23 protein-coding genes are annotated in these 21,745 nt (G+C 64.3%); 12 read left to right on the top strand and 11 right to left on the bottom strand.

The window, feature by feature from the left end:
• Window positions 1-24: 24 nt before the first annotated feature.
• Window positions 25-1,026, bottom strand: a complete 1,002-nt coding sequence (locus LZC95_06720) for a S8 family serine peptidase (protein ID WXA96532.1) — start codon at window positions 1,024-1,026, stop codon at window positions 25-27.
• 149 nt (window positions 1,027-1,175) lie between these two features.
• On the opposite strand from LZC95_06720, the gene LZC95_06715 reads away from it, so the two are divergent.
• Window positions 1,176-1,880, top strand: coding sequence for a 2OG-Fe(II) oxygenase (locus LZC95_06715; protein WXA96531.1), 705 nt, complete (start codon window positions 1,176-1,178; stop codon window positions 1,878-1,880).
• Between the two features lie 59 nt (window positions 1,881-1,939).
• Here LZC95_06715 and LZC95_06710 read toward each other — a convergent pair whose 3' ends face one another.
• The gene (locus tag LZC95_06710) at window positions 1,940-2,923 is read right to left on the bottom strand and encodes a hypothetical protein (GenBank protein WXA96530.1); all 984 of its coding nucleotides are present in this window, start codon (window positions 2,921-2,923) and stop codon (window positions 1,940-1,942) included.
• A 295-nt stretch (window positions 2,924-3,218) separates the two neighbouring features.
• Between LZC95_06710 and ggt the strand changes: the two genes are divergently transcribed.
• Window positions 3,219-5,066 carry a gamma-glutamyltransferase gene (gene ggt, locus LZC95_06705; protein ID WXA96529.1) on the top strand — a complete coding sequence of 616 codons (1,848 nt, stop codon included), beginning with the start codon at window positions 3,219-3,221 and terminating at the stop codon, window positions 5,064-5,066.
• Between the two features lie 25 nt (window positions 5,067-5,091).
• Here the strand turns inward: ggt and LZC95_06700 are convergent, their stop codons facing one another.
• The 9 genes from LZC95_06700 to cpaB are packed head-to-tail and all read right to left on the bottom strand — an operon-like array spanning window position 5,092 to window position 14,335.
• A complete protein-coding gene (locus LZC95_06700) occupies window positions 5,092-6,126 on the bottom strand; it encodes a hypothetical protein (protein ID WXA96528.1) in 1,035 nt (344 codons plus the stop codon).
• Window positions 6,123-7,253 (bottom strand): CpaF family protein, encoded by a 1,131-nt coding sequence (locus tag LZC95_06695; protein ID WXA96527.1) that lies wholly within the window; start codon window positions 7,251-7,253, stop codon window positions 6,123-6,125. Before LZC95_06695 ends, LZC95_06700 begins: the two co-directional genes overlap by 4 nt.
• A complete protein-coding gene (locus LZC95_06690) occupies window positions 7,250-7,849 on the bottom strand; it encodes a hypothetical protein (protein ID WXA96526.1) in 600 nt (199 codons plus the stop codon). The genes LZC95_06695 and LZC95_06690 overlap by 4 nt, the downstream gene beginning before the upstream one ends.
• Before the next feature lie 8 nt (window positions 7,850-7,857).
• Window positions 7,858-8,763: a hypothetical protein gene (locus LZC95_06685; protein WXA96525.1), complete on the bottom strand. Its 906-nt coding sequence runs from the start codon at window positions 8,761-8,763 to the stop codon at window positions 7,858-7,860.
• Entirely contained in the window at window positions 8,760-9,674 is a 915-nt protein-coding gene (locus LZC95_06680) for a type II secretion system F family protein (protein ID WXA96524.1), read from the bottom strand. The genes LZC95_06685 and LZC95_06680 overlap by 4 nt, the downstream gene beginning before the upstream one ends.
• A gap of 2 nt (window positions 9,675-9,676) precedes the next feature.
• Complete coding sequence (locus LZC95_06675) at window positions 9,677-10,579, bottom strand: type II secretion system F family protein (GenBank protein ID WXA96523.1); 903 nt, start codon at window positions 10,577-10,579, stop codon at window positions 9,677-9,679.
• A complete protein-coding gene (gene tadA, locus LZC95_06670) occupies window positions 10,576-12,276 on the bottom strand; it encodes a Flp pilus assembly complex ATPase component TadA (GenBank protein ID WXA96522.1) in 1,701 nt (566 codons plus the stop codon). The genes LZC95_06675 and tadA overlap by 4 nt, the downstream gene beginning before the upstream one ends.
• Window positions 12,277-12,281: 5 nt before the next feature.
• On the bottom strand, window positions 12,282-13,577 hold the full coding sequence (locus LZC95_06665) for a type II and III secretion system protein (GenBank protein WXA96521.1): 1,296 nt from the start codon (window positions 13,575-13,577) through the stop codon (window positions 12,282-12,284).
• Complete coding sequence (gene cpaB / locus LZC95_06660) at window positions 13,574-14,335, bottom strand: Flp pilus assembly protein CpaB (protein ID WXA96520.1); 762 nt, start codon at window positions 14,333-14,335, stop codon at window positions 13,574-13,576. Before cpaB ends, LZC95_06665 begins: the two co-directional genes overlap by 4 nt.
• 41 nt (window positions 14,336-14,376) lie before the next feature.
• Between cpaB and LZC95_06655 the strand changes: the two genes are divergently transcribed.
• The 10 genes from LZC95_06655 to LZC95_06610 all read left to right on the top strand — a co-directional run bounded on the left by LZC95_06655 (window position 14,377) and on the right by LZC95_06610 (window position 21,740).
• A complete protein-coding gene (locus LZC95_06655) occupies window positions 14,377-15,033 on the top strand; it encodes a hypothetical protein (protein ID WXA96519.1) in 657 nt (218 codons plus the stop codon).
• Between the two features lie 116 nt (window positions 15,034-15,149).
• Complete coding sequence (locus tag LZC95_06650) at window positions 15,150-16,526, top strand: sigma 54-interacting transcriptional regulator (protein ID WXA96518.1); 1,377 nt, start codon at window positions 15,150-15,152, stop codon at window positions 16,524-16,526.
• Between the two features lie 176 nt (window positions 16,527-16,702).
• Window positions 16,703-16,888 (top strand): hypothetical protein, encoded by a 186-nt coding sequence (locus LZC95_06645; protein WXA96517.1) that lies wholly within the window; start codon window positions 16,703-16,705, stop codon window positions 16,886-16,888.
• Between the two features lie 43 nt (window positions 16,889-16,931).
• A complete protein-coding gene (locus tag LZC95_06640) occupies window positions 16,932-17,207 on the top strand; it encodes a hypothetical protein (GenBank protein ID WXA96516.1) in 276 nt (91 codons plus the stop codon).
• 37 nt (window positions 17,208-17,244) lie between these two features.
• The gene (locus LZC95_06635; GenBank protein WXA96515.1) at window positions 17,245-17,658 is read left to right on the top strand and encodes a hypothetical protein; all 414 of its coding nucleotides are present in this window, start codon (window positions 17,245-17,247) and stop codon (window positions 17,656-17,658) included.
• Between the two features lie 244 nt (window positions 17,659-17,902).
• Window positions 17,903-18,457, top strand: a complete 555-nt coding sequence (locus tag LZC95_06630; GenBank protein WXA96514.1) for a prepilin peptidase — start codon at window positions 17,903-17,905, stop codon at window positions 18,455-18,457.
• On the top strand, window positions 18,454-18,996 hold the full coding sequence (locus tag LZC95_06625) for a hypothetical protein (protein WXA96513.1): 543 nt from the start codon (window positions 18,454-18,456) through the stop codon (window positions 18,994-18,996). Before LZC95_06630 ends, LZC95_06625 begins: the two co-directional genes overlap by 4 nt.
• Before the next feature lie 4 nt (window positions 18,997-19,000).
• The gene (locus LZC95_06620; GenBank protein WXA96512.1) at window positions 19,001-20,380 is read left to right on the top strand and encodes a hypothetical protein; all 1,380 of its coding nucleotides are present in this window, start codon (window positions 19,001-19,003) and stop codon (window positions 20,378-20,380) included.
• A complete protein-coding gene (locus tag LZC95_06615) occupies window positions 20,377-20,913 on the top strand; it encodes a hypothetical protein (GenBank protein ID WXA96511.1) in 537 nt (178 codons plus the stop codon). Before LZC95_06620 ends, LZC95_06615 begins: the two co-directional genes overlap by 4 nt.
• Window positions 20,910-21,740, top strand: coding sequence for a hypothetical protein (locus LZC95_06610; protein ID WXA96510.1), 831 nt, complete (start codon window positions 20,910-20,912; stop codon window positions 21,738-21,740). The genes LZC95_06615 and LZC95_06610 overlap by 4 nt, the downstream gene beginning before the upstream one ends.
• Window positions 21,741-21,745: the final 5 nt, after the last annotated feature.

Genomic DNA, 21,745 nt, shown 5'->3' with positions numbered 1-21,745 from the left:
ATCCCCCCCAGGTCGATGCTTGTGCTACTGGGTAGATGTTGCGCGCGCAACAGCCTCCTTCGCAGCGGCTTCGACATCGATGCGCGAGCGGGTCACGTTGTTACGGGAATCCGTGATGGGAATCCCCGTCGTCTGGAGAATGCTCTCGATGTCGGCGGGCTTGAGCGCCGTGTTGGCGGCGCGCAAGACAGCCGCCGCGCCCGCGACATGGGGTGTCGCCTGCGAGGTTCCACTCATATTGGCCGTGCCGCCTTGGTAGCCCACCGAGGTGATGACCGAGCCGGGGGCGAGGATATCCAAATTGGCGGCGCTGTTGGAGAAGCACGTGATCTGGTCGGCGGCCGTCGCGTTGTCCGTGCAGTTGGACCACGCCTTTTTGCCGAGGTTGCCGTCGTACACCGCCCCCACGGAGAAAGAGTTTTTGACGCAGGCCGGTGCGCTGATGCCGGTGGACGATGCGCCATTGCCGGTGGCCACCACGGTGAGCACACCCTTGGTGCGCAGATCATTGATGACGCTGGCGTAGCTCGATTGGCTGGAATCGCAATCGCTCGCCGTGGGGGTGCCGCCACCGAGACTCATGTTCACGGCCACGGCATCGGGATGGTTGTCGAGCACCCAATCGAGACCGGAAACGATGTCGCTCGTGGACCCCGATCCTTGGGAATCGAGCACTTTGATACCGACCAACGTGGCCTCGGGCGCTACGCCGGAGACGATGCCGGCCACGTGGCTGCCGTGGCCCTGATCGTCTTTGGAGGCGCCGGGGCCCGTTTGCGTTTTCTGGCCATTGGGGCAGCAGCCGCCGAAGAAGCCTCCGCAGAAACAAGCCTCGTCGACCACTTTGCCGCTCAAGGACGGATGATCCGCCGCGACGCCGGTGTCGATGACCACCACCTTCTGGCCTTTGCCTTTGTAGCCCGAGGTATGTGCATTGGTGGCATGAATGAGGGCCAGGCTCCTCGGGGGGGCAGCTGAATACCTGAGTGGATCCGCAAGGGCACTCGCCGGGCGCCGGCTCTTCACGGCACTGGGCAAATCCGCTCGCGCGGAGCGAGAAATGTCATTAGCATACTCGCCACGAACATTCTCGCTTTAAAGACACTTGGCCGATCCTGGAAACGTCGCCTTATGTCGTTCTATCGAAGGAACGCCAATGGGGGAGGAGTAACCGCATGAACCACCCGGACTTCATCGAAGTGTACGAAGACGCGCTGGATCCCGTCTCGTGTGCCCAGATCATCGAGCGGTTTCAAGGTAGTCCACGTATTACTCGTGGTGCTACCGGCGGGGGTGTCGATTTGAAGCTCAAAGACAGTTGGGACTTGGGCATCTCGGGAGCGCCCGAGTGGTCGCCATCGGTGACGCTGCTTCATCGAATCGCCCTGAAGGGCCTGCGGCTCTATTTGCGTAAATTCGCCCACGCCATCCTTGCACCCTTGCAGTTCAAAATGGCCCACCCGACGACCGGCGCGCCGGAGATCATTCACGCCGAGCAACTGGCAACCATCGACGAGGAGGTGCTCACCGCCCTGGTGATGAAGGCCTTTCGCCCGGGCGAGATCAACCTGCAGAAATACCAATCCGACGTCGGCGGCTATCCCTATTGGCACTCCGAGCTCTACCCCAAAAAGAACGACGGCGGGGACACCCTCCATCGCGTCCTCTTCTGGACGATCTATTTGAACGATTCCTTCGAGGAGGGCGAAACCGAGTTTCTCTACCAGGCACGCAAGATAAAGCCCAAAACGGGCTCTCTGCTGATTGCGCCCACGGCCTTCACGCATACGCACCGCGGCAACCGGCCCAAGGGCGGCGACAAGTACATTGCAACGAGCTGGATCTTGTTTCGCCGGGCCGAGCAGCTCTATGCGACGTGAAACGAGCCGCCACCGGCGTGCATGCTTCGCCGGTGGCGGTCGTTATTCCAAGTTCGTGGTCAGTTGCCGAAGGTGGCCGTGGTACCATTGATGGCCGTGCACAGGCGGCCGCTGTAGGGACCCGTCATCGGACCAACTTGGTATTCGCCGAATACCCGCAGCGCGGTGGGGTTGCTCAGGTTGGTGACCAGGAAGGGCGGATTGTAATTCGCGGCATCGCCAGTGCAAATGACCGACGTCCCCGCCTCGTTCTTGATGTTCGTGTTCGACGGCACGGAAGCAACGTGCCCGTTGCCGGAGCCATTGCTCGGGAGAAGCAGGTCCGAGCGGCCGATGAGTTGCGTGAGCCCGGGCACCTTCACCGCCTGGCCTCCGGAGGGTAGAACCGTCCACGAACCATCGAGGTTGTAGGTAATGTTGAAAGTGGTGTACCCCGGCGTCGTGTCGCAAGCCGCCGCACCAATGGATGACGTGGTGAAATTGATGACGTCGCCGGCCTGGTAATCGCCAGTCTGGACGTAGAAGGTGAGAACCGGCTGGCAATCCAGGTTTTTGCTCGGTTCGACGGTGACGAAGTTGGAAAGGGTCACCAGGCCCGTCGCGGCATCTTTGACCGCCAAGCCCGCATTGAATTGCTGAAGAACGGGATTGAACGCGGGCGAGATGATCCGGAAGGCGCCCGGCTGCACACCGGCCGTGTTGATCGCAGGGCTCAATCCGAGCGGATCGACCACCATTTGCGTCGTATTGTTGCCGGTACCCGTCGCGCTGGTGAGATCGATGGCCTGGCTTGACGTGGTGAACCCCGACGCCTGCCCCACGACGGGCGGATGCTGCCGGGTCTGGGCGCCCGCATAATATTGCTGCAAGAACTGGAAGGTGAGAATGGAGCCCGAGTTGGCGTAGGGCAAAAGCTTTTGCTTGTAGATGCTATTCGAATAGACCTGCGGCCCCCCGGTGTAGACGGCGGGCTTCTGGAAGAAATAAAAATTCTGCGCTTGAAGGCTGTCGTTCTTGACGTTGATCGTATACAGCGTTGCCATGGCGATTCCCTCACAAAGTCGTTTTTGCTTCGGTGGATAAGGCGTCGGCGGTATGCCGATGAACATCGCATTAGCAGGCGGCGGGCCATCGCCTTGGAACGCCGATACCCTTCGCGAATCTCCGCGATTTCCGTTTGCATCCGTTTTCGATTGTCACCCGGCCCCGCGTCGCGCGTGCTGGACCGAAACGGCGGCGTCATCCGGTGACGCAGGGAAGGAAATGTTCACGAAGGGAACGGAGAAACTCGATGCGGGCAGCTAGACGCGCTCCGGCATTCTGAGAGAAACTGCGCCCATGATTCTCCGCCGCCGCTTCGTTTTTCCTCTACTCGCGCTCGCACTGGCCGCTGGGTGCGGCTCCAATCCGGCCCCGACGCAGGCACCCGCTGCCGCGCAGCCCTCTTCGGCAACCGCACCGGCGGCATCCGCCGTCGCAAGCCATGACGCACGTGACGCGTCTGCACCAAGTGCTCCGCAGGTGCCACCGGGATGGCGCTTCGAGAAACCCGTCGTCGTCGAGGGGGCGAACGGCATGGTGGTGACCGATCACGGAACGGCGTCCAAGGTCGGGCGCGATGTTCTCGCGGCAGGCGGAAACGCGGCCGATGCGGCCGTGGCCACGGCATTTGCGCTGGCCGTGGTTTTCCCGAGCGCCGGAAATATCGGGGGCGGCGGCTTTGCAGTGACCCGCATCAATGGGCAGGTACGGGCGCTCGACTTCCGTGAGACGGCACCGGCGGCGGCGTCCCGGAACATGTACCTCGACGCCAAAGGCAAGCCCAACGGGCGCGACACCATCGAAGGCGCCAAGGCGTCCGGCGTCCCCGGGAGCGTGGCTGGCCTGTGGGAACTTCATCAGCAGCTTGGCTCCAAGAAGAAGACGTGGGCCGAGCTGCTCGCCCCCGCCATCGAGCTCGCCGAGAAGGGCTTCGTCGTCGATGACGCGTACCTGAACACCTTCGGCAAACGCCCCGACGAGAGCCCGCAAGATCGCCTGCGCAAATTCCCATCGACGATGGCGCTGTATTTCCCGAATGGCTCCCTGCCCGCCAAGGGATCCATCGTCAAAAACCCGGAGCTCGCGGCCACGCTCAAGCGCATCGCCGCCAAGGGTGCGGCAGGCTTTTACGAGGGCCCGACGGCCGACGCCATCGTGGCGCAGATGAAGGCGGGCAACGGCATCATCACCAAGGCGGATCTCAAGGGCTACAAAGCGAAGTGGCGCACGCCCGTTGAATTCACCTACCGCGGGCAGAAGATCATCTCGATGCCGCCGCCGTCTTCGGGCGGTGTCACCCTGGCCATGATTTGCCACATTCTCGAGGCGTACGACCTCGGCAAGCTCGGTTGGCAATCGCCCGAGGAGCTGCACCTCGTCTTCGAGGCAATGCGCCGCGCCTTCGCCGCCCGCAACGAGAAGCTGGGCGATCCCGACTTCGTGAAGCTGCCGCTCGACCAGCTTCTCTCCGAGCAATGGGCAACCGAGCAGCGTGCGACGATCAAGCCCGACAAGGCGACGCCGTCGTCGGAGATCCAGAGCGGTGCGGCGTCGGGCGTCGGACCGCACACGACGCACTTCTCGGTCGTCGACGGCCAAGGCAATGCGGTGGCCCTCACCACGACGCCCAATTTCTGGTACGGCAACGGCGTCGCCGTCAAAGGCGCGGGCTTCATCCTGAACAACGAGATGGACGACTTTGCCGCGGTTCCCGGCACGCCCAACGGCTTCGGTCTCGTCCAGGGTGAGGCCAATGCCATCGCCCCCGGCAAGCGGATGCTCTCATCGATGACGCCGACCCTCGTGGTGGGCGCCGATGGTCAGATCAAATTGGTCGTGGGCGCCGCCGGAGGCCCCACCATCATCACGGCCGTGTTCAACGAGATCTCCGCGGTGCTCGACTTCGGGCTGGATCCGGGCGTAGCGGTGAGTGGCCCGCGCTTCCACATGCAGCACCTGCCGGACGTGGTGCTCTACGAGAAGGACGGCCTGCAACCCGGCGCGTTGAAGCGACTCGAGGGCATGGGCTACACCATGAAAGAGATGAAGCACATCGCCGATGCCCCCGGGATCGGTCGATCGGGCACGTCGTGGATCGGCGTGGCGGAACCCCGCCGCGAAGGCGGTTTGGCGGCCGGGTATTAGCGATATGCCATCATCGCCGCGCCGCCTATTGTGACGGCGGCGCGGCGGAACGCTGGCGAAGAATGCGCACGGTGTTGGCGAAGGCCGGATTGTCCGGGTTTTCCGTGGCCAGCTGTTCGTAGAGTTGGAGCGCTTTGGGGAGATCGCCCGTTTGGAACGCGTCCACGGCTGCGCGCTCCAAGGTCGGTGTCACGGGACCTTTCGGAGGCGGCGGCGGGCCGGCATCGATCGGCGGCGCAGGGTGGACCGCAATGCCCGTGGGAAGCGGGGTGGCGCTGGGGGCGCTAGGAGTCTGTGTGGGCGCGGGCGCTGGAGCGGACGCCGTCGTGGCCACGGGTTGCGGACGCGGACGATGGCGCTGGATCCAAATGCGCGCGAAGACGACGGACACCGAGGCGAGCAATGTCACCACGACGAAGATGCTCGCGGCGACTGCCACTTTGCGCCGTGCATCGCGCCGGGCCAGCGAGATCTGCGTCACGTCCATGGGCCGCGCCGCACTCGGCACGGGCATCGGTGCGGGCGCGGGCGACGGGGGTGGCGGCGGAATGCTCCAAACCTTGGTGGCGATGGAATCGCCGAGGGCAATCGGCGGCTCGACACGAACGACGCCGGACGCCTGCGCAGGCTGCACGGAGACTTGGGTCGGCTCGAAGGGAAGACTGTCCGGCGGCGGATTCAAATCGAGCGCCGTCGTTTCGAGCTCCGGCGGTACCTCCGATGTGCCATCGGGCCCGCGCAAACTCGCCGCGGCCGCACCGAAGCGCAGATGACACGGCGGCGTGAGCTCACTCCAGCGGCGCTGCAGCGGTGCACCATCCACGAGAACCGGCGATACGCTGTCGGTGCTGCACATGAAAAGGCGTTGCCCGTCGAAATGAACGAACGCGTGCACGTCGAGAACGCCCCTGCCCTCCACGTGGAACGCGCCCGCGCGACCGACGGAAAACGGATCACGCGACTCGCCCTCGTAGAAAAGCATCTCGGCGCCCTCGTCGGGCGAAAGGACGTATTTGAGCACACGCGGGTGGGTCATGCTGACGGCAAGCCTCGATCTCATGGTTGTGCGCTTTCGTTGGCGGAAGCCGCGGCCTCGTACATCGCGGCGGGAAGCTCGTATCCCTGCGCCTGAATATGATCGAGCATGCTGGGAAGAATGCCCGTGGGACGGAGCTCGCTGAGCACGCGCCCGTTCGCATCGAGACCCGAGACGTGGCGCAAGTAGAGATCGCGCACGAGGTAGATGCCCTGGGCGAGATCGAAACCGGCAATCTCGGAGACGTGCGTGATCTTGCGGCTGCCGTCGCGAAGGCGCGCCACCTGGACGACGATGTTGATGGCCGAGGCAATCTGCGCGCGCAAGGCCATGAGCGGAATGGATACGTCGCTCATCATGGCCATGGTCTCGAGGCGCGAAAGCACGTCGCGCGGATAGGTGGCATGCAAGGTGGTGAGGCAGCCGCCGTGACCGCTGGTCATGGCTTGCACGAGATCGAGCGCCTCGCCGCCGCGGATCTCGCCGATGACGATGCGGTCGGGGCGCATGCGCAAGGTAATGCGAAAGAGCTGCCGAATGGTCACCTCGCCCCGCCCCTTCACGTCGGCCGGGCGGGCCTCCAAGGTCACGACGTGATCGCGTTGCAGTTGCAACTCTTGTGAATCTTCGATGACCACGACGCGCTCGTCGTCGGGAATGAACGTGGAAACCGCATTGAGCAGCGACGTCTTTCCGCTGGCCGTGCCGCCGGCGATGACTACGTTTTGCTTGCAGGCAATCAAGGTGGAAATGAGATCCGCCGCGTCGCGCGTGATCGACTCGAAGCCAATGAGCTTCTCCACGGTGAGCTTCTCACGGAAGAAGCGGCGGATGGCCACGTAGGGACCGCCGGGGCCGGCCGGAGGAAGCACCGCGGCCACGCGCGAGCCGTCGGGAAGGCGCCCCTCGAGAAGCGGCCGCTCCTCGTCGGCGTGCTTTCCCACGTACTGCGCGGCATTGCGCAGCGCCGAAAAAAGCGCTTTCGGATTGGGAAACCGCGCGGCCACGCGCTCGAGACGACCCCGGCGCTCGATGTAGATCTTGCCCGGGCCATTGATCATCACCTCGGTGACCGTGGGGTCTTCCAGGTACGGCTTCACCGGGTGGAAGAAGTCGAGCAACGTGGCCGAGAACACTTCGTCGGGGATCACTGCGCCACCTCCGGCGCGGGCATCGCGACCGTCTGCATCAGCGAGGTGCGCGCCTCGTCGGCGTGCGATCCGCGCGGGGCGAGGCGCAGGTACTCGCGGAAGTATGGATCGGCGCCGATTTGATCGGTGAGCTCGTCGCGGAAGAAGGTGCCCACGGCGAATTGCACCTCGGCGTCCTCGGGCATGTCGCGCGCGGCCTGCTCCAGGTGCTCGCGCGCCCGGCCGATCTCGCCGATGGAGACGTAGAGCGCCCCGGCGACGAAGCGCAGATGCGCATCCTTGGGACGCCGCGCGAGGGCGACCTGCGCGTACTCCGAGGCGAGGCGGTAATGCCGCGAGGCCACGCACACGCGAAGGAGCTCGGGCAGCACGCGCCGCTCGTCGGCGTGCGCAGCCAAAGCCGCGCCGAAATATTGCTCCGCGCGGACCAAGTCGCCGATGTCCGCGTACGCCTTGCCGCGCTCGAAGAGCAGCTGCGGATCGCGATCTTCGGGCGGCTTGTTCGCCGTGCGGTTCGCCGCACCACCCGTGCTGGCGCACCCAGTGATGCCCATCAGAAGAAGAAGAACGGCAACGAGAAAACGGTGCATCGTCATGGGTATCCTCATCGTCCAAGCGGCTTGGCAGAGCGGCGCTCTGCTTCGATGGTGGCGTAGCGATCGAGCGACGCGAGCCACTCGACGTAGGGACCACGCCGGTGCGCGGTCATCGGGATCAGCACGGAGAGCTCGCGCTTCGCGCCAAAGGGGTCGCCCACGCGGAACGCATGCTCGAGGCGTACGCGGCGCACGCGGTATTCCTCGTCGACCTTCTTTCGCTGCGACACGGCGCTGGCCGAGGCATCGCGCTCCTCCTCGCCGGAGCCCGCGAGGCGGTAGCAGGCCGCCGCCAATTCGAACAACGACACGGAATCCACGGCGTCACGCCGTGAGAACGGACCGCGCTCGCGCTTGGCCTGCGCCGTGCGCAGCTTGTCCGCGGCAAACGCGCCATAGAGCTCCGGCGCTTGGGCAGGGCACGCGGCCACCGGTGCATCGAAGAGCGTCGGGGCCTCCGGGATGGGCAACTCCGCCGACGCGGCCACGCGCGAATAGATGATCGATGCCACGATGGCCACGATGGGCACGGGCACGAGAAGCCAGAACGGGGAGCGCCCGCGTTGCTTCTGCCCGAGGTCCACCGACTCCACGGTGAGCGTCACCCCGTTGATGGCGAGCACCGCCCCGGCGGGCCAAAGGCCGGTGACGAACGGCGCGCCATTCAACGTGGGCGCATTCGCCGCGGCCCGCGTGGTGAGGTGCACGCGCCGCTCGGAGGCGAAGACCTCCACGTGTTCGAACGCAGCCGCCTCCGGAGGAAGCCGCACTTCACAATGCGCGGCACTGCCAATCATTGCCCGCTCGGCGTCCACCAGGAACTGCTCGGCGCGGCCGTCGGCATAGCGCACCCGAAACTTGAGCCCCGTTTGGGTTTCCCGCGCTTCTCGTGCTTGCCATGCGCGCAATTTCATTTGAGACCTCCTGTCGAAAGCTTGTCGAGCATCATGGCGGACGGCACCGCGATGAGGATCATGCCGACGCCGATGAGGACCATCGTCGGCAGCACCATCTTGGCGCGCATGTTCTCTGCGGCCTTTTCGGCCAAATTGGAGCGCCGCGTGCGCGAGGTGGCAGCCTGCACCTCGAGCACCGCGGCCACGGGATTGCCGCGCTCCTCCGCTTGAATGAGCGCCTGCGCAAACTCGCGCACGCTCTCGATGGGAACGCGCGCAGCAAGCTCGCGCAGAGCCTGCGTGCGCGTGCGCCCCAGTTGCAGCTGCTGGAGCAGGAACGCGAGCTCCTCGCGAAGGGCCTCGTTGGCCTTGGCCTTCTCGACGACCTGCTGCACCGAGCCCGGAAAGTCGAGCCCCGCGCTCATGGAGAGGGCCATGAGGTCGACGGCATACGGAAGGCCGCGGTTGATCGCCTTCCAGCGACTGACCCGCGCACCGTCCACGATGAGGTACGGCACCGCCGCCCCCAGCGCCAGGCCGATGGGCACGGGCAGCCAGGCAATGCTCATTTGGACGAAGTACGCGATGAGCGTTCCCACGGCACCTCCGCCCATGCCGCTGAAAACGATGAGCGCGAAATACTCGTCGGCGGATAGACCTAGATAATCGCCGGCATAGGTCAATTGCATATCGAGGTTCGCACGCGTGCTCTCGTCGAGCACGGCCCCCACGCGCACCCCCAACCAGCGCACCAGCGGCTCGATGCTCGCCCACGAAGGACTGCGCAAGAGCGATTGCTGCCGTTTCAGCCCGCGCATGCCCAGACGCGATGTCGAACGGGTCGGGCGTAGCGCAATCCAGAATACGAGGGATCCCAAGGTCAGGACCAGCAACGCCACCAATAGAATACGATAAATGGGATAACTCATCGTCAGATATCCATCCGCGTAAAGCGGTATCCGAGGTACAGCGCGGTGAAATACATGAAGACGCATTGCGCGACGACGAGCTGCCCCTTCACGGTGTCGCGCAGTGGGTCGAAAAAGCCGGGCACGACGCGCGGCAGGAAAAACGCGAGGCACGCGGTGATGGCGGCCGCGATGAGCAGCGATTGACGGGCGCCCAGGGTGACCTTCTCGGTCAGCTCCTCGAGCCGTTTGAGCTCACGGAGCGAGCCGGCGGTGCCCTCGAGGATGCGCGGCAGATCGCCACCGGTTTGGCGGCCGATGAGCAACGCGGAGACGACGACGTCGAGCGACGTGGATTGCGCGCGGGCCGTCATGGCGAGGAGCGCTTCCTCCAAGGTGCTGCCGATGCGCACCTGTTTGAGCGCGGTTTCCAGCTCCTCGCGCAGCGGCTTCGCCGTGACATCCAGGGTGATCCAAAGGGCCTCGCCGATGCTCGCCGTGGTTTTGAGCGCATTGGCCAGGGCCAGGGTGAAGCCGTGCACCTGATCGTCCAGGCGCTTGCGGCGTCGCTTGGCCATCGAGCGAAGCACCACGGGCGGCACGACGATGGTGGCCACGGTGGCGTAGAGCAGGGCCTCGAGCTTGACGAAGCCGTAGATGGCCAACAGCGCGATGGCCCCGATGAGCTGGAGCCACGCGAAATAGGCACCGCGCTCGGGCAGGAACATGCTGCGCAAATGCACATTGAGCCCGCCCGCGTAATTGGCACCCACGCGGCGCGCAGCCCCGCGGGGATCGGTGGCCGAGACGTACACGAAGGCGGCCACGCCGAACCACACGAAGGCGAGACCGACGATCTCGTAGACGTAGGCCGGCACGTCGCCGCGGCCAATGGCGGCGAACCAGCGCAAGAACGTGTCCTTCATAGGTAGGGCCCTCCTTTCTTGATCAAGCCGCGGACGAGGAGCTCGTCGAGAAAGCTCGGCAGGTATCCCGTGGCCTGAAAGTCGCCGATGACCGTGCCGTCTTCCTCGACGCCGGTGCGTTCGTATTCGAAGATGGTGCGCGTTTCGAAGTGCCCATCGAGCTCGAGCTCGTCCAGCTCCGAGATATGCGTGATCTTGCGCGTGCCGTCGGCCATGCGCGATTGCTGCACGATGACGTGAATGGACCGGCCAATCTGCTCGCGAATGGCCCGTGACGGAAGATCGAGGCCGGCCATCAGGGCCAGCGTCTCGAGGCGGGCAAGCGCCTCCTCGGGGGAGTTCGCGTGGATGGTGGTAAGCGATCCATCGTGGCCAGTGTTCATGGCCTGCAGCATGTCCAGCGCCTCACCGCCGCGGCACTCGCCGACGACGATGCGGTCCGGGCGCATGCGCAGCGCATTGCGAACGAGATCGCGGATGGTGAAGGCGCCTTTGCCTTCCATGTTGGCGATTTTCGTCTCGAGGGTGACCACGTGCGGCTGGCTAAGCTGAAGCTCCGCCGCGTCCTCGATGGTGACGATGCGTTCGTCCTTGGGGATGGCGGCGGAGAGGATGTTGAGCAAGGTGGTTTTCCCGCTGCCGGTGCCGCCCGAGATGAGGATGTTCTTCTTGGCGACGACGCAGCGCTCGAGGAAGCGGGCCATCTGCGGCGTGATGGAGCCGAGGCGGACCAGGTCTTCGGTGGTGAGGCGCTTCTTGGGGAACTTTCGGATGGTGATGCAAGAGCCGCGCAACGCGAGGGGGCGGATGATCGCGTTGACGCGCGAGCCATCGCGAAGGCGCGCATCGACGAGGGGCTGCGATTCGTCGATGCGCCGACCGAGCGGCGCAACGATGCGTTCAATGACGGCGCGCACGCGTTCGTCGTCGGTGAAGACGGTGTGCGTCGGCTCGAGTTTGCCCGCGCGCTCGACGAAGATGGTCGTCGGATCGACGACCATGACCTCCGTCACCGTGTGATCGGCGAGGAGCGGCTCGAGCGGGCCGAGGCCGAGGGCTTCTTCGACGAGCTCGCCGATGAAGGCGTCGCGCTGGATGTCCTCGGGGATTTCGGCGTCGAGATCGCGAACGATGCGCTTGAGCGCCGTGAGGACGCGAGGGCGCAGCGAGGGGTCGTCGGCCCGGGTGGGGTCGATTTTCGCGAGGTCCAGGTTCTTGAGCAGCTCCTGATGGATGCGACGTCGCAGTGCGACGACATCGACGAGGTCTTCGTCGTCGTTCCCGCTCCCGATCCCGACTCTTCGATGGAGATCGGGAGCAATCCCACTCCCGATTCTTTGATGAAGATCGGGAGCGGGATCGGGAGCGGGAGGGGGTTCAGGCAGGTCCAGGCTGGGATCTTCATCCCCCACCCGGACGGCGAAAGGACCAATGCGAACCGAGCTTCCGTAAACGAGTTCGCGGCGGGCGCGGTGGAGGATGACCCCCGGTGCGACCTCGGTTCCGTTGCTGGAGACGTCTTCGACGATGAAGGTGGCAGCGCCCAGGAGCAGCTTGGCGTGGGTGCGCGACACCAGATCGCCGTCGAGCCGCAATTGGCACTCGGAGTGGCGTCCTACGACCAATACCGCCGGCGCGGCCACCAGCATGGTCGAAATGTCCGTATCGCGGTGCGTGACTCGAATGGGAACCTGCATGGCGGTCACTTGTAGTTGGGAGGCGTTTTGGAATAGGCATTCACCGAATCGAGATTGCCGCTGTAATCGTCGTACTGCTTCATCGCCGCATCGACGATGTCGTACGCCTTGCGCGGCACCGATTCGACGATGCTCGGAATGATGAACACCGCGCCTTCGATTTCCGCCTCGCTGTTCTGGTGACTACCGAACAGCAAGCCCAAAACCGGTATTTGACTGAGGAGCGGTATGCCCGACACCGAGTGCGTGGCCGAACTGCTTCGGATGCCCGAAAGCACGATCGACTGCCCCAGCTTCAAGTGAACGAAGGTGTTCACCGTCGACGTCTTGCGCCCGGGGAGCGAGCCCGCGGCCGGCGGCGTCAGATCGCTCACGAACGCGTTCACCTTCACCTCGAGATCCCGGGTCACCGAGTCGTAGCGCGGCACCACCGTCATGTTCGTACCGAACTTGATGGCCTGCACCGTGCCCGTCAGACCGGCGGAAACCGGGAAATTCTGCTCGCCGCCGTTCTCGAAGGTCGCCTCCGAGCCGCTGGTCGTCACCACCGTCGAGTGCTTGAGCACCTTGGCCGAACCCCGGGTCTGCGCGAGATCCAGCGCGGGGAGCGCTTGATCCAACGTCGCCGTCGCGTTCGTGGCGTTCGCCACCAGATCGTGGGTCACGACCAAGCCGCCAGGCCCCACCGCACCGGGCCAGCGCACGCCCGCGCCGTACGTCGATGTCTTGTCGTACTGCACGAAATAGAAATCGATGCGGATGTTGATCGTGTGCTCGATCCCCACGGACCCCACGACCACCAGCGATTCCACCTGCCCCGGGTAAAGGCTCGCAATCAGCCCGATGCGGCGGGCATCGCCGTCGGTGGCCACACCGCCCTCGATGAAGAAGCGCGTGCCCACTTTGCGAAGACGCAGCCCCGTATAGCCTTGGAGAAGCTGCTCTACCTCCTGTTGCACCTGCTCGGGCGAGCGCGCAAAGACGGTGATCGCGTAGGTCACCTGCGTGCCATTTTGCATGAGCATCAGCACCGTGGTGCTGCCCGGGCGGGCGCCCACGAAGACGAACTGCGACATGCCCGGCGCCACCTTCACGTCGACGATGCCGCCGGAGCCCACCGAGTAGCTCGTCACGCCTTGCGCGGGAATCGTCTTGTTTTCCCCCACGATCAGCGTCATCTCCACGGTGGTCGCGCGCGTCGGGCCGCCTTGATCGCGCGCGTTCTGGGCGCGGGCGTCGGAGGCGGCGAGAGCCACGCCGGAGAGCATCGCGGCGCATAGCCAAGCTCGTGCGCGCATCATCGATTCACCGATTGCATCGCTTGCGGGCCCGCAGGAGCCGCCGCCACCGCGGCCTTTTGCGGCAAGGTGACCAGTTTGTCCGAACCGTATTCCCCGAGCCCATCTTGCAGGCGATTGTCCTCCGGGCTACGCAGCGCGACGGAGAGCTTTCCCTTGTCGGCCGCGACGGAGAGAATCTGTGCATTCTGCAGCGATAGGCTCAGCGCCAGATCACTTCCCTCGGTCTGCTGCCCGTGGTCGGTGGCGTCGTTGCTTCGGCCGAGCACCAGCACGTTCTGCAAGAGCACGACGCCGGTACGCACGTCGCTGCTATTCGGTCTTTGGAACGTCCCCAGAACGTCCACCCGGTCGCCCGCATGCACCAGCATGCTCGCCTTCGTCTCCGTATGAATGGTCACCGCGCGCATGTTCGGCTGCACCAAGCTGGCGACGTCACGCTTGTCGTCGTTCGCCAGCACGATGTCCGTCCACATGATGAGTTGCTGCGCCTCGAGAGGAGCAGCAATGCGCAAGTTGGCAATGCGCGACCGATCCGACGAGCGAATCGAGCGCGATTCGACGTACGACTGCGGAATGAACCGCTCGCCGATGTCTTCGTCGCGCAAGATGGCTCCCGGTTCCAGGGTGCGCACCGAAACGAGCACGCCAATGCGCGCACCACCGGAGGCCTCTGCCTCGAAGCGCTTCAAGTATTGCCACAATAGGAATCCTCCGACGCTCGCGATCAACATCGCGAGCAGCGTGGCGCGCAGCTTCATAGTGTCACCTCTTGGAACGAACGATGCTTTGTTGATTGGAAATGCGAACTACGACGATTGCTCTACTTGGTATTCTGTTCGTCACCGCGACGGCGGCGTGCGGTGAGCCCCCCGCGCCGCCTGCAACCGCAGTGCTGATACGGGCGCAGGCTGAAAACGGATCTCCGGTTGGCGGAGTGGAAGTCTTCACCGGGCCACGGCTCGTCGCTCGGACCGAGGCCGATGGGCGAGCCAGGCTCGATGTCCGCGGCGCCGAGGGCGAGACCTTCTCCGTCCAAGTCCGCTGCCCCAGCGGATTCCGGTCCCCCACCGCACCGTTGCCCATCCGCAACTTCGATGTCGGATCGTCCACGCCGGCCGAGTACTCGGTGATGTGTCGCTCGCTGCGTCACACGCTCGTCGTGGCCGTGCGTGCCAGCGACGGTCCGAACCTCCCCGTCTTCTACTTGGGGAAGGAGGTGGCCCGGACGGATCGCTCCGGAAGCGCTCACGTCAGCATGGACATGGAGGTCCACGATAGGGCCCAGCTCGTTCTGGGGACGGGGGGTAAGGAAAATGAAAAGATTCACCCTCAGAATCCCGCCGCTACGTTTGAAATGCCCGATCATGATGACATTCAGGTGTTCGAGATGAAGTTCACGCGGGACAAGCCGAAGGTGGTTCGGAAGCCGAGACCAGCTGGCCCCGTCGTGTTCTGAGTTCGCGTTCTCAAACCGTGTTCTGAGTTCGTGTTCTCAAACCGTACACATGCGAGCCGCGTTCCAACCGACCACCATGCTTTGTCTCTGGGCGAGATGGATGCGATAGTTCCGTCATGGGGTCGCCCGTGCACCCGTCCTTGTCCGAAGAGACGGTCCTCCGCCCGAAACGAAACGCCGCGACGACGTCATTTCAGCTGACATTCGTGCGCGGACCCGATGCAGGCGTCGTCCTGGTCGTCGATGGCGCAGCGGCGTGCCCGCTGCTGCTGGGAACCAGCGAAGTCTGCTCGGTACGGCTACGGGACCCGGAGGTGTCCAGGCGGCACGCGAGTTTGGATGTGTACGATGCCTACCTACGCGTACGCGATTTGGGCTCGAAAAACGGGACGTTCGTTAATGATACACGGGTCGGAGAGGCCCTTCTGACCGGGGGCGAGGAGATTCAGATCGGCTCCACGGTCGCCCGCGTCGACATCGAGGTGAAGTCCAAGCCGATCCCGGTTTCCCCGGATACGAGCTTCGGCCCCGTGCTCGGTTCCAGCCTGGCCATGCGCCGGCTCTATCCTTTGTGTCGCAGGCTGGCGGAATCGGACGTGCCGCTTGTCATTGAAGGCGAAACTGGCACGGGCAAAGAGGTCATGGCCGAGGCGCTTCATGCGGCCAGCCGCCGCGCCTCCGGGCCTTTCGTGGTGTTCGACTGCACCGCCGTCCCCGCGTCCCTGTTGGAATCGGCGCTTTTCGGGCACGAGAAGGGCGCATTTACCGGCGCCGCGTCGGCGCGGGCCGGTGTTTTCGAGGAGGCCCACGGCGGGACCCTGCTCATCGACGAGATAGGTGACCTGGAAAAATCTCTTCAGAGTAAGCTTTTGCGGGCCATCCAGAAGCAGGAGATCCGACGTTTGGGCGGATCGCGGTGGCTCAAGGTCGACGTGCGGCTGATTGCGGCCACGCGGCGCGATCTCGACAAGGAAGTCCAGGCGGGGCGCTTCCGAGACGACCTCTTTTTCCGGCTTGCCGTGGCCCGCATCGCCCTGCCGCCGCTGCGCGATCGCCGGGATGACATCGAGCCGTTGGCGCGGCATTTCTGGGAGCTTTACGGGGGCAAAGAGAGCACTTTTCCCGTGCATTTGCTCGATCGGCTGCTCAGCCATTCCTGGCCGGGCAACGTGCGCGAGCTGGCCAACACGGTGGCGCGATTGGTCGCCCTCGGGGAGCTCGCGGATTCGTACTCCGAGCTTTTCCGGCAGCCGGTGCCCATCGAGGGCGAGGATGCGGAATTCGCGATGGCGCGCGACTTCATCGAGAACGTGGTCGGCCAGAATTTGCCCTTGGCCGAGGCCCGCGAGCAGGTCCTGCGCGAGTTCGAGCGGCGTTACGTCGTGCATTTGCTGAAATTGCACGGGGGCGACTCCGCCCGCGCCGCCGCAGCGTCGGGCATCGGAGAGCGCTACCTGCGCATGATCCGAGCGCGCGTACGCCCCGCGACCTAAGCGCGGAACCCTCTGTTCCGTTTGCGGAAGACGTAGTTCCTCTTCCCGCTCCCGCTCCCCCTCCCGCTCCCGATCTTCGATCGACGGAATCGGGAGCGGGATCGGGATCGGGAGGGGGAAGAATGAAAAAGTGCGTGCGCGCACGTCGTGGCATGGACCGTGAAGTACATGCGAGCGTGAGAGCGAATGCACGAAAACGGCGCCGCGCTGCGGGATTTACTCCCGTCGAGCAGGTGCTGTCCATTGCCGCGCTTCTCGGCTGCTTCGTCTATCCGATGTCCCTTGCGGCGCGTGCTGCGGGGCAGAGGCTCGCGGGGCAGATGGATACGGCGCACAAGACGTTGCTCACGCAACAACGTTGAGCAAACGGAATTTCCCATAACAACATAGGAAGGTAGGAACGATATGAACGCTATCGTACGTATTCGTCAGTTCGCCACGAACCTCATCCGCGACGAGCGCGGTGACATGAGCTACGCCGACAAGACCGTGCACATCTCCTCCGCGGCCAAGGTGGTCATCGGCGCAGTGGCGATCACGGGTGCGGCGGCGGCCACCACCGCCGTGACGAACAACTCGAGCAGCTCCAGCGACAAGACGAGCCAGCAGATCAACCAGGCGACCGGTGCGCAATCGGAAACCACCGAAAAGGTGAAGGCGCCGTTCTCCAGCCAGAAGTAAGCCCCCAACATCGCCGTCGCGAAGAGAAGGAAAGACCATGCGAGTATCCATCATCCGTCGGGTCCGTACCCTCTTCGCGGACCGGCGGGGCAACAGCGATCTCACCACGTACATGCTGCTCACGGCTGCCGGTGCCGCGATGGTGGGGCTCACGTTGCCGTCGCTGTTTTCGTCGTCCAATAGCGCGGCAAGGACATTTCAGAATCAGGTGAACGTCCTCGAGCGCGGGGCCAGTACGGGGAGCGCGGGAGGAATCGGGAGCGGGCTTGGAAGCGGCTCCGGATGGACGTTCAATGTTGGAAAAGATGGAGTAAGCGTATCCGGTCCTGGAGGGATCAATGGATCCGTCGGGGGTGGGGGTGGAGGTGGTGGCGGCGCGGGCGGGGGGCAGCAAAGCCTTCAGCAGGCGCAGCAGACGGTCAGCTCGGGTACGCAGGCGCTGACGCAGTAGGAAGGGTGTGCGCGTGCGCGTGGGCGTGCGCGTGCGCGTGCGCGTGCACGGGGCGTGGGCGTCTTCGTGCACGAGCGCGAGCGCGTAGACGATCACGCGCACGCGCACGTAGACGATTACGATCACGTGAACGATCACGATCACGTGCACGCCAACGATCACCGTGATCGTGATCGTGATCGTGATCGTGATCGTGATCGCGCTCGAAGACGACAATAGGCACTGACTATACGGAGAGAGCCCGATGGACATCGTAAGGACGGCGATATGGGTTTGCTACGGCATCGCCGCGGTGGCGGCGATATGGGACTTTTTCTCGGGAAGGATCCCCAACATCCTCACTTTGGGGGGCGTCGTCGTGGGGCTCGTTTTGCACTCGGCGGTGGGATATGTCGATGGGGGAGCCGGAGGGGCGCTTCGGGGGTTTGGCGCTTCGTTGGCGGGATTGGCCATTTGCAGTGCGGTGCCGCTATTCAGCTATTCGCGTAGGGAGATGGGGGGAGGGGATGTAAAGCTTCTTGCCGCCATTGGTGCGCTCTGTGGGCCGAGGATTGGGTTCGATGCCGAAGGATTTGCCTTTGCCATCCTCTTCTTGGTGATTTTCCCGTGGCGCATCGTTCGAAGCGGCGCTTTCTGGGACCGCATTGGCAATGCCAAAATTGGGTTGGGGAACCTCTTTCGGCAGAAGCAAAAGCAGCTACCCTATTTGTCGGTGCGCAAGCTTCCGCCGGTGGTTCTGGGGCCTGCCATTCTCGCGGGACTCTCGGTCGCAATCGTGCGTCATGGGATATGGCCATGAAATACGTCCGCGGTGTTTGCCAGAGATTCCTCTCCGATACGAACGGAAGCGGAATCTCCAACATGTTCTCGTTCGCGCCCACTTGGTTCATCGTCTCGGGCGTCTTCTTGATGAACGTGCAGCTCTCGCGCAATTACATGCAGCGCGATATGGTCGACCACGCCGCGGCCATTGCCGCCGACACGGCGATGAAAACGATTTGCGCGGATGCGCGCGATTTCGGCGGCGCGTCGCAGGGCGAATTTACCGGCGGGCGCGCCTCGGCCATCCGCGCAAGTGTCGAACCGGTGCTCGGCCTGGTTGCCCAAGGCCAGGCTAGCGCGCTCTCCAAAGACGATCAGACCTGCAAGGTGACCGCGCGACCGGTGCACGGCGGAATCCCGGGCTCGCGCCAGGTCGAGGTCGAGGTTCGCTGCGAATTTCCCTGCGATTTGCCCTTCGCTGCGCAGATGATGTGCTCGGGCTCCCCCCGGCACGTCACCTTCGCGGCCAAACAGACGACGGTCGCGATGGGCTGCGACATGCGGGACGGAGCGTGATGCCATGACGATGTCGCTCACCTTTTCGCAACTCTTCATGGGTGCCCTGACCATTGGCCTCGGCACGTTTCGCGGGACGGAGTCGTACCTGTCGTTCTATTACGAGACGCAGGTTGGCCATGCGAACCACGCGGCCTCCAAATTGGGGGCGGACCATGCGCGCGCGGCGAACTCCAATGCGAACAACAACGTGATTTCCTCCTCCATCATGGGACCGCGCTTCGCCGTGGAGGCGGACAACATCACCATGGATGTGAACGCGGCCATCGCCTGCCCGCAATGGCACGATCCTCATATGCAGAAGATCTGCGCGGAGTACATGGCCAACAAGCCGCGTGCTCTGGCCAAATTGCTCTGGGTGCGGGCAAAACAAGAGTTTCTCTGGGGCACACTGGGAAAGCTTTCCTCGACGATCGACAAGGTGACGTCGATCAATGCGCTCGATCAGGTGCGTTCGGGCCTCGGCGGCGCCGGGGATGGCAACGTGCGCATTCGCGCGGAAGACCCCTCGATGACGAAGGACATCTGGGCCGGGGACAGCACGCCCACGTCCTGCTCACTCGCGCAAAAGGACGCACTGGGTTCGGAGATGCCCGGGCACGCATTTCCCTTGCTGATGGAGAACCTGCTCCAAGGACTTCCGCAAGCGTTGGTGGCTACATTGCCGCAGGCCATTTGCGGAGCGCCGAGCGGAGGCGGGTCATCGAGCCCGCTCAAGCTGCCGCAAATTCCGAGCATTTCGAAGGATACGGCCAAGCAATGCGGGGAGCTCGAGGACCGGATGTACACGCGGATGCACCTCCCCCGCCCTGGAGGTCAGGACGACGAGTCGCAGCAGCCGACATTTTCGAGCGAGGTCGCCAAATACGTCAAGTGCTCAGTGCGCTCCCCCGAGAAGACGCAGCGCGGGTTTGGGCGGCATACGGATTATTCGTATATGGACTCGAAATCGGGACAAATCACCTCGTGCACGTTCGACCGCGAAAAGTGCGAAAGTGACAAACTGGAATCCAACACCGCGTCGTATTTGCACAACATCGGATTGCCTGCCAGCTTCAGCGAATCGAAATTGGGCGGCACCACACGGGCACCGACGGATTCCGATTGGAACCATGCGGACAGCATGCGCGCATGCGCCTACTCGTCGGCCGAGGTGAATGGAACCATCGTAAACATCTCCAATGCGGTTCGTACCGTCATGAGCTTCGGACAGTCCTCGTCGTCGAATACACTGCGCGAACGCCACGAGTACCAGGCGTGCGCAAAATGGTATTTCCCCGACGGCGCCGAAAGCGAATTCGCCAGCGTCACACACGATCAGCAGCCGTTCGTGGCCGCGTGGAAGTACGCCATGGTCGCAGGACGCAACGGGGGGAGCCTATGAAAAAGGCTCGAAAGCGCGGCTTTTCCCATATCTCCATGACCCTGGAGGCCGCCGCCGTCATGGTATGGTTCGTCGTGCTCGTGCTCGGTGAGAAGTACGTCGGCGACGCCACGAGCGCGCGACGCCAGGCCGAGGACTCGGTGCAACAATCGTCGATTGCCAATGCCATGTCCTATTGCTCCGGCGCGGGCGCGGCCACGTCCGCAGCCAGCGGCGGTGTGCCGAGTTCTCTCCAAGTGCGCCCGCAGGGGAATCTCAGCGTGTCGCAGATCTTCGCCATTCTGGCGCTGTTCGGAATTGGCCACGAGAGAACGTACCCCGTGTACACCGAGCCGTTGCGCGGCACGTTCGCCAATGCATCCGTCGGCGGGGTCACGCCGCACCAGCTCGTCGGCGAAGGGACGCACACCTTTACAGGGAACCGCGCCCTCGCCTGCCTGGAGCGCTCCAAAGACACCCCCGTTCCGAGCATCAACCAGTACCGCGGGTCCATTTTCAACACGACCATCCGCGGCTACGGCCCCAATCCGTGACCTACGCCATGCTTCGTCGCCTGGCCCCTCCGATTCTCGTTCTCCTCGCGGCCGTGCCGCTCGTCGCCCATGCGATGCGTGCGCGGCGGGATGAGAATGCGCTTCTCGCGCAGATGGCGCGGTTCGAAGCGCTTCCCGTGGCCCACCACGCGGAGAACGGCCGCTTCGTCACCCTCAATGGCTCGCGCGTCTTCTTTCGCACCAGCTCGACGCAAGGCTCGCTCGCCGGCGCCGTCGAGGGCATCGGTCGCGAATGCCGGAGCGGCGATCGCGCGATGATGCTCGGCGGCGAGGCGGCCCGCGATGATGGGCCTTCGCTCGGCAGCGATCTCCAGCTCGAACGCGTCGATCGCCAGGAGACCGACAACGCCGCGGCCGTTCTCTGCGTCTTCCGCCAAAAGGGCGATACGTCCCGGGTTCGTTATTCGATGGTGAAACGCGCCGACGGCGGGCGGACCAGCATCATCACGGTAGCCACCGACTCGGCCGCGCCCCTCGAAACGCTCTTTCCTGCCGAGGGAGATGCCCCGGGTGGTGACTTCGACGGCGTACCGCGGCCTCCCGGATCGCGGCGCACCTTCGCCGCAACCCTCGACGGCGAGGCCTACGGCGTGCGGGTGTACGAGGTAAAGCGTGCGCTGCCCGACAGCGTCGGCGCCTACGACGACGAGATGCGCGCGCAAGGATGGTCCCGCTCCGAAGCCGTCGCCGAGCGCCTCCCCGACGCCCGCGTCTACACCCGCGGGCCCGTGAAAATGGTCGCGTCGTTCGAGAGCGGCCCCGATGGGTCCACCACGGTCGCGATCGCGCCTCTGGCTACACCGTAGCGGTG

The organism is Sorangiineae bacterium MSr12523, assembly GCA_037157775.1.
Lineage (GTDB): Bacteria > Myxococcota_A > Polyangia > Polyangiales > Polyangiaceae > Pendulispora > Pendulispora brunnea.
This window is presented reverse-complemented; position numbering and strand designations above follow the sequence as displayed.

Bases quoted from the DNA above. Each gene is read 5' to 3' on its own strand.
- LZC95_06715 (WXA96531.1), top strand. From the start codon at position 1,176: ATGAACCACCCGGACTTCATCGAAGTGTACGAAGACGCGCTGGATCCC.
- LZC95_06710 (WXA96530.1), bottom strand. From the start codon at position 2,923: ATGGCAACGCTGTATACGATCAACGTCAAGAACGACAGCCTTCAAGCG.
- ggt (WXA96529.1), top strand. From the start codon at position 3,219: ATGATTCTCCGCCGCCGCTTCGTTTTTCCTCTACTCGCGCTCGCACTG.
- LZC95_06700 (WXA96528.1), bottom strand. From the start codon at position 6,126: ATGAGATCGAGGCTTGCCGTCAGCATGACCCACCCGCGTGTGCTCAAA.
- LZC95_06690 (WXA96526.1), bottom strand. From the start codon at position 7,849: ATGACGATGCACCGTTTTCTCGTTGCCGTTCTTCTTCTTCTGATGGGC.
- LZC95_06685 (WXA96525.1), bottom strand. From the start codon at position 8,763: ATGAAATTGCGCGCATGGCAAGCACGAGAAGCGCGGGAAACCCAAACG.
- LZC95_06680 (WXA96524.1), bottom strand. From the start codon at position 9,674: ATGAGTTATCCCATTTATCGTATTCTATTGGTGGCGTTGCTGGTCCTG.
- LZC95_06675 (WXA96523.1), bottom strand. From the start codon at position 10,579: ATGAAGGACACGTTCTTGCGCTGGTTCGCCGCCATTGGCCGCGGCGAC.
- tadA (WXA96522.1), bottom strand. From the start codon at position 12,276: ATGCAGGTTCCCATTCGAGTCACGCACCGCGATACGGACATTTCGACC.
- LZC95_06665 (WXA96521.1), bottom strand. From the start codon at position 13,577: ATGATGCGCGCACGAGCTTGGCTATGCGCCGCGATGCTCTCCGGCGTG.
- cpaB (WXA96520.1), bottom strand. From the start codon at position 14,335: ATGAAGCTGCGCGCCACGCTGCTCGCGATGTTGATCGCGAGCGTCGGA.
- LZC95_06655 (WXA96519.1), top strand. From the start codon at position 14,377: ATGCGAACTACGACGATTGCTCTACTTGGTATTCTGTTCGTCACCGCG.
- LZC95_06650 (WXA96518.1), top strand. From the start codon at position 15,150: ATGGGGTCGCCCGTGCACCCGTCCTTGTCCGAAGAGACGGTCCTCCGC.
- LZC95_06640 (WXA96516.1), top strand. From the start codon at position 16,932: ATGAACGCTATCGTACGTATTCGTCAGTTCGCCACGAACCTCATCCGC.
- LZC95_06635 (WXA96515.1), top strand. From the start codon at position 17,245: ATGCGAGTATCCATCATCCGTCGGGTCCGTACCCTCTTCGCGGACCGG.
- LZC95_06630 (WXA96514.1), top strand. From the start codon at position 17,903: ATGGACATCGTAAGGACGGCGATATGGGTTTGCTACGGCATCGCCGCG.
- LZC95_06625 (WXA96513.1), top strand. From the start codon at position 18,454: ATGAAATACGTCCGCGGTGTTTGCCAGAGATTCCTCTCCGATACGAAC.
- LZC95_06620 (WXA96512.1), top strand. From the start codon at position 19,001: ATGACGATGTCGCTCACCTTTTCGCAACTCTTCATGGGTGCCCTGACC.
- LZC95_06615 (WXA96511.1), top strand. From the start codon at position 20,377: ATGAAAAAGGCTCGAAAGCGCGGCTTTTCCCATATCTCCATGACCCTG.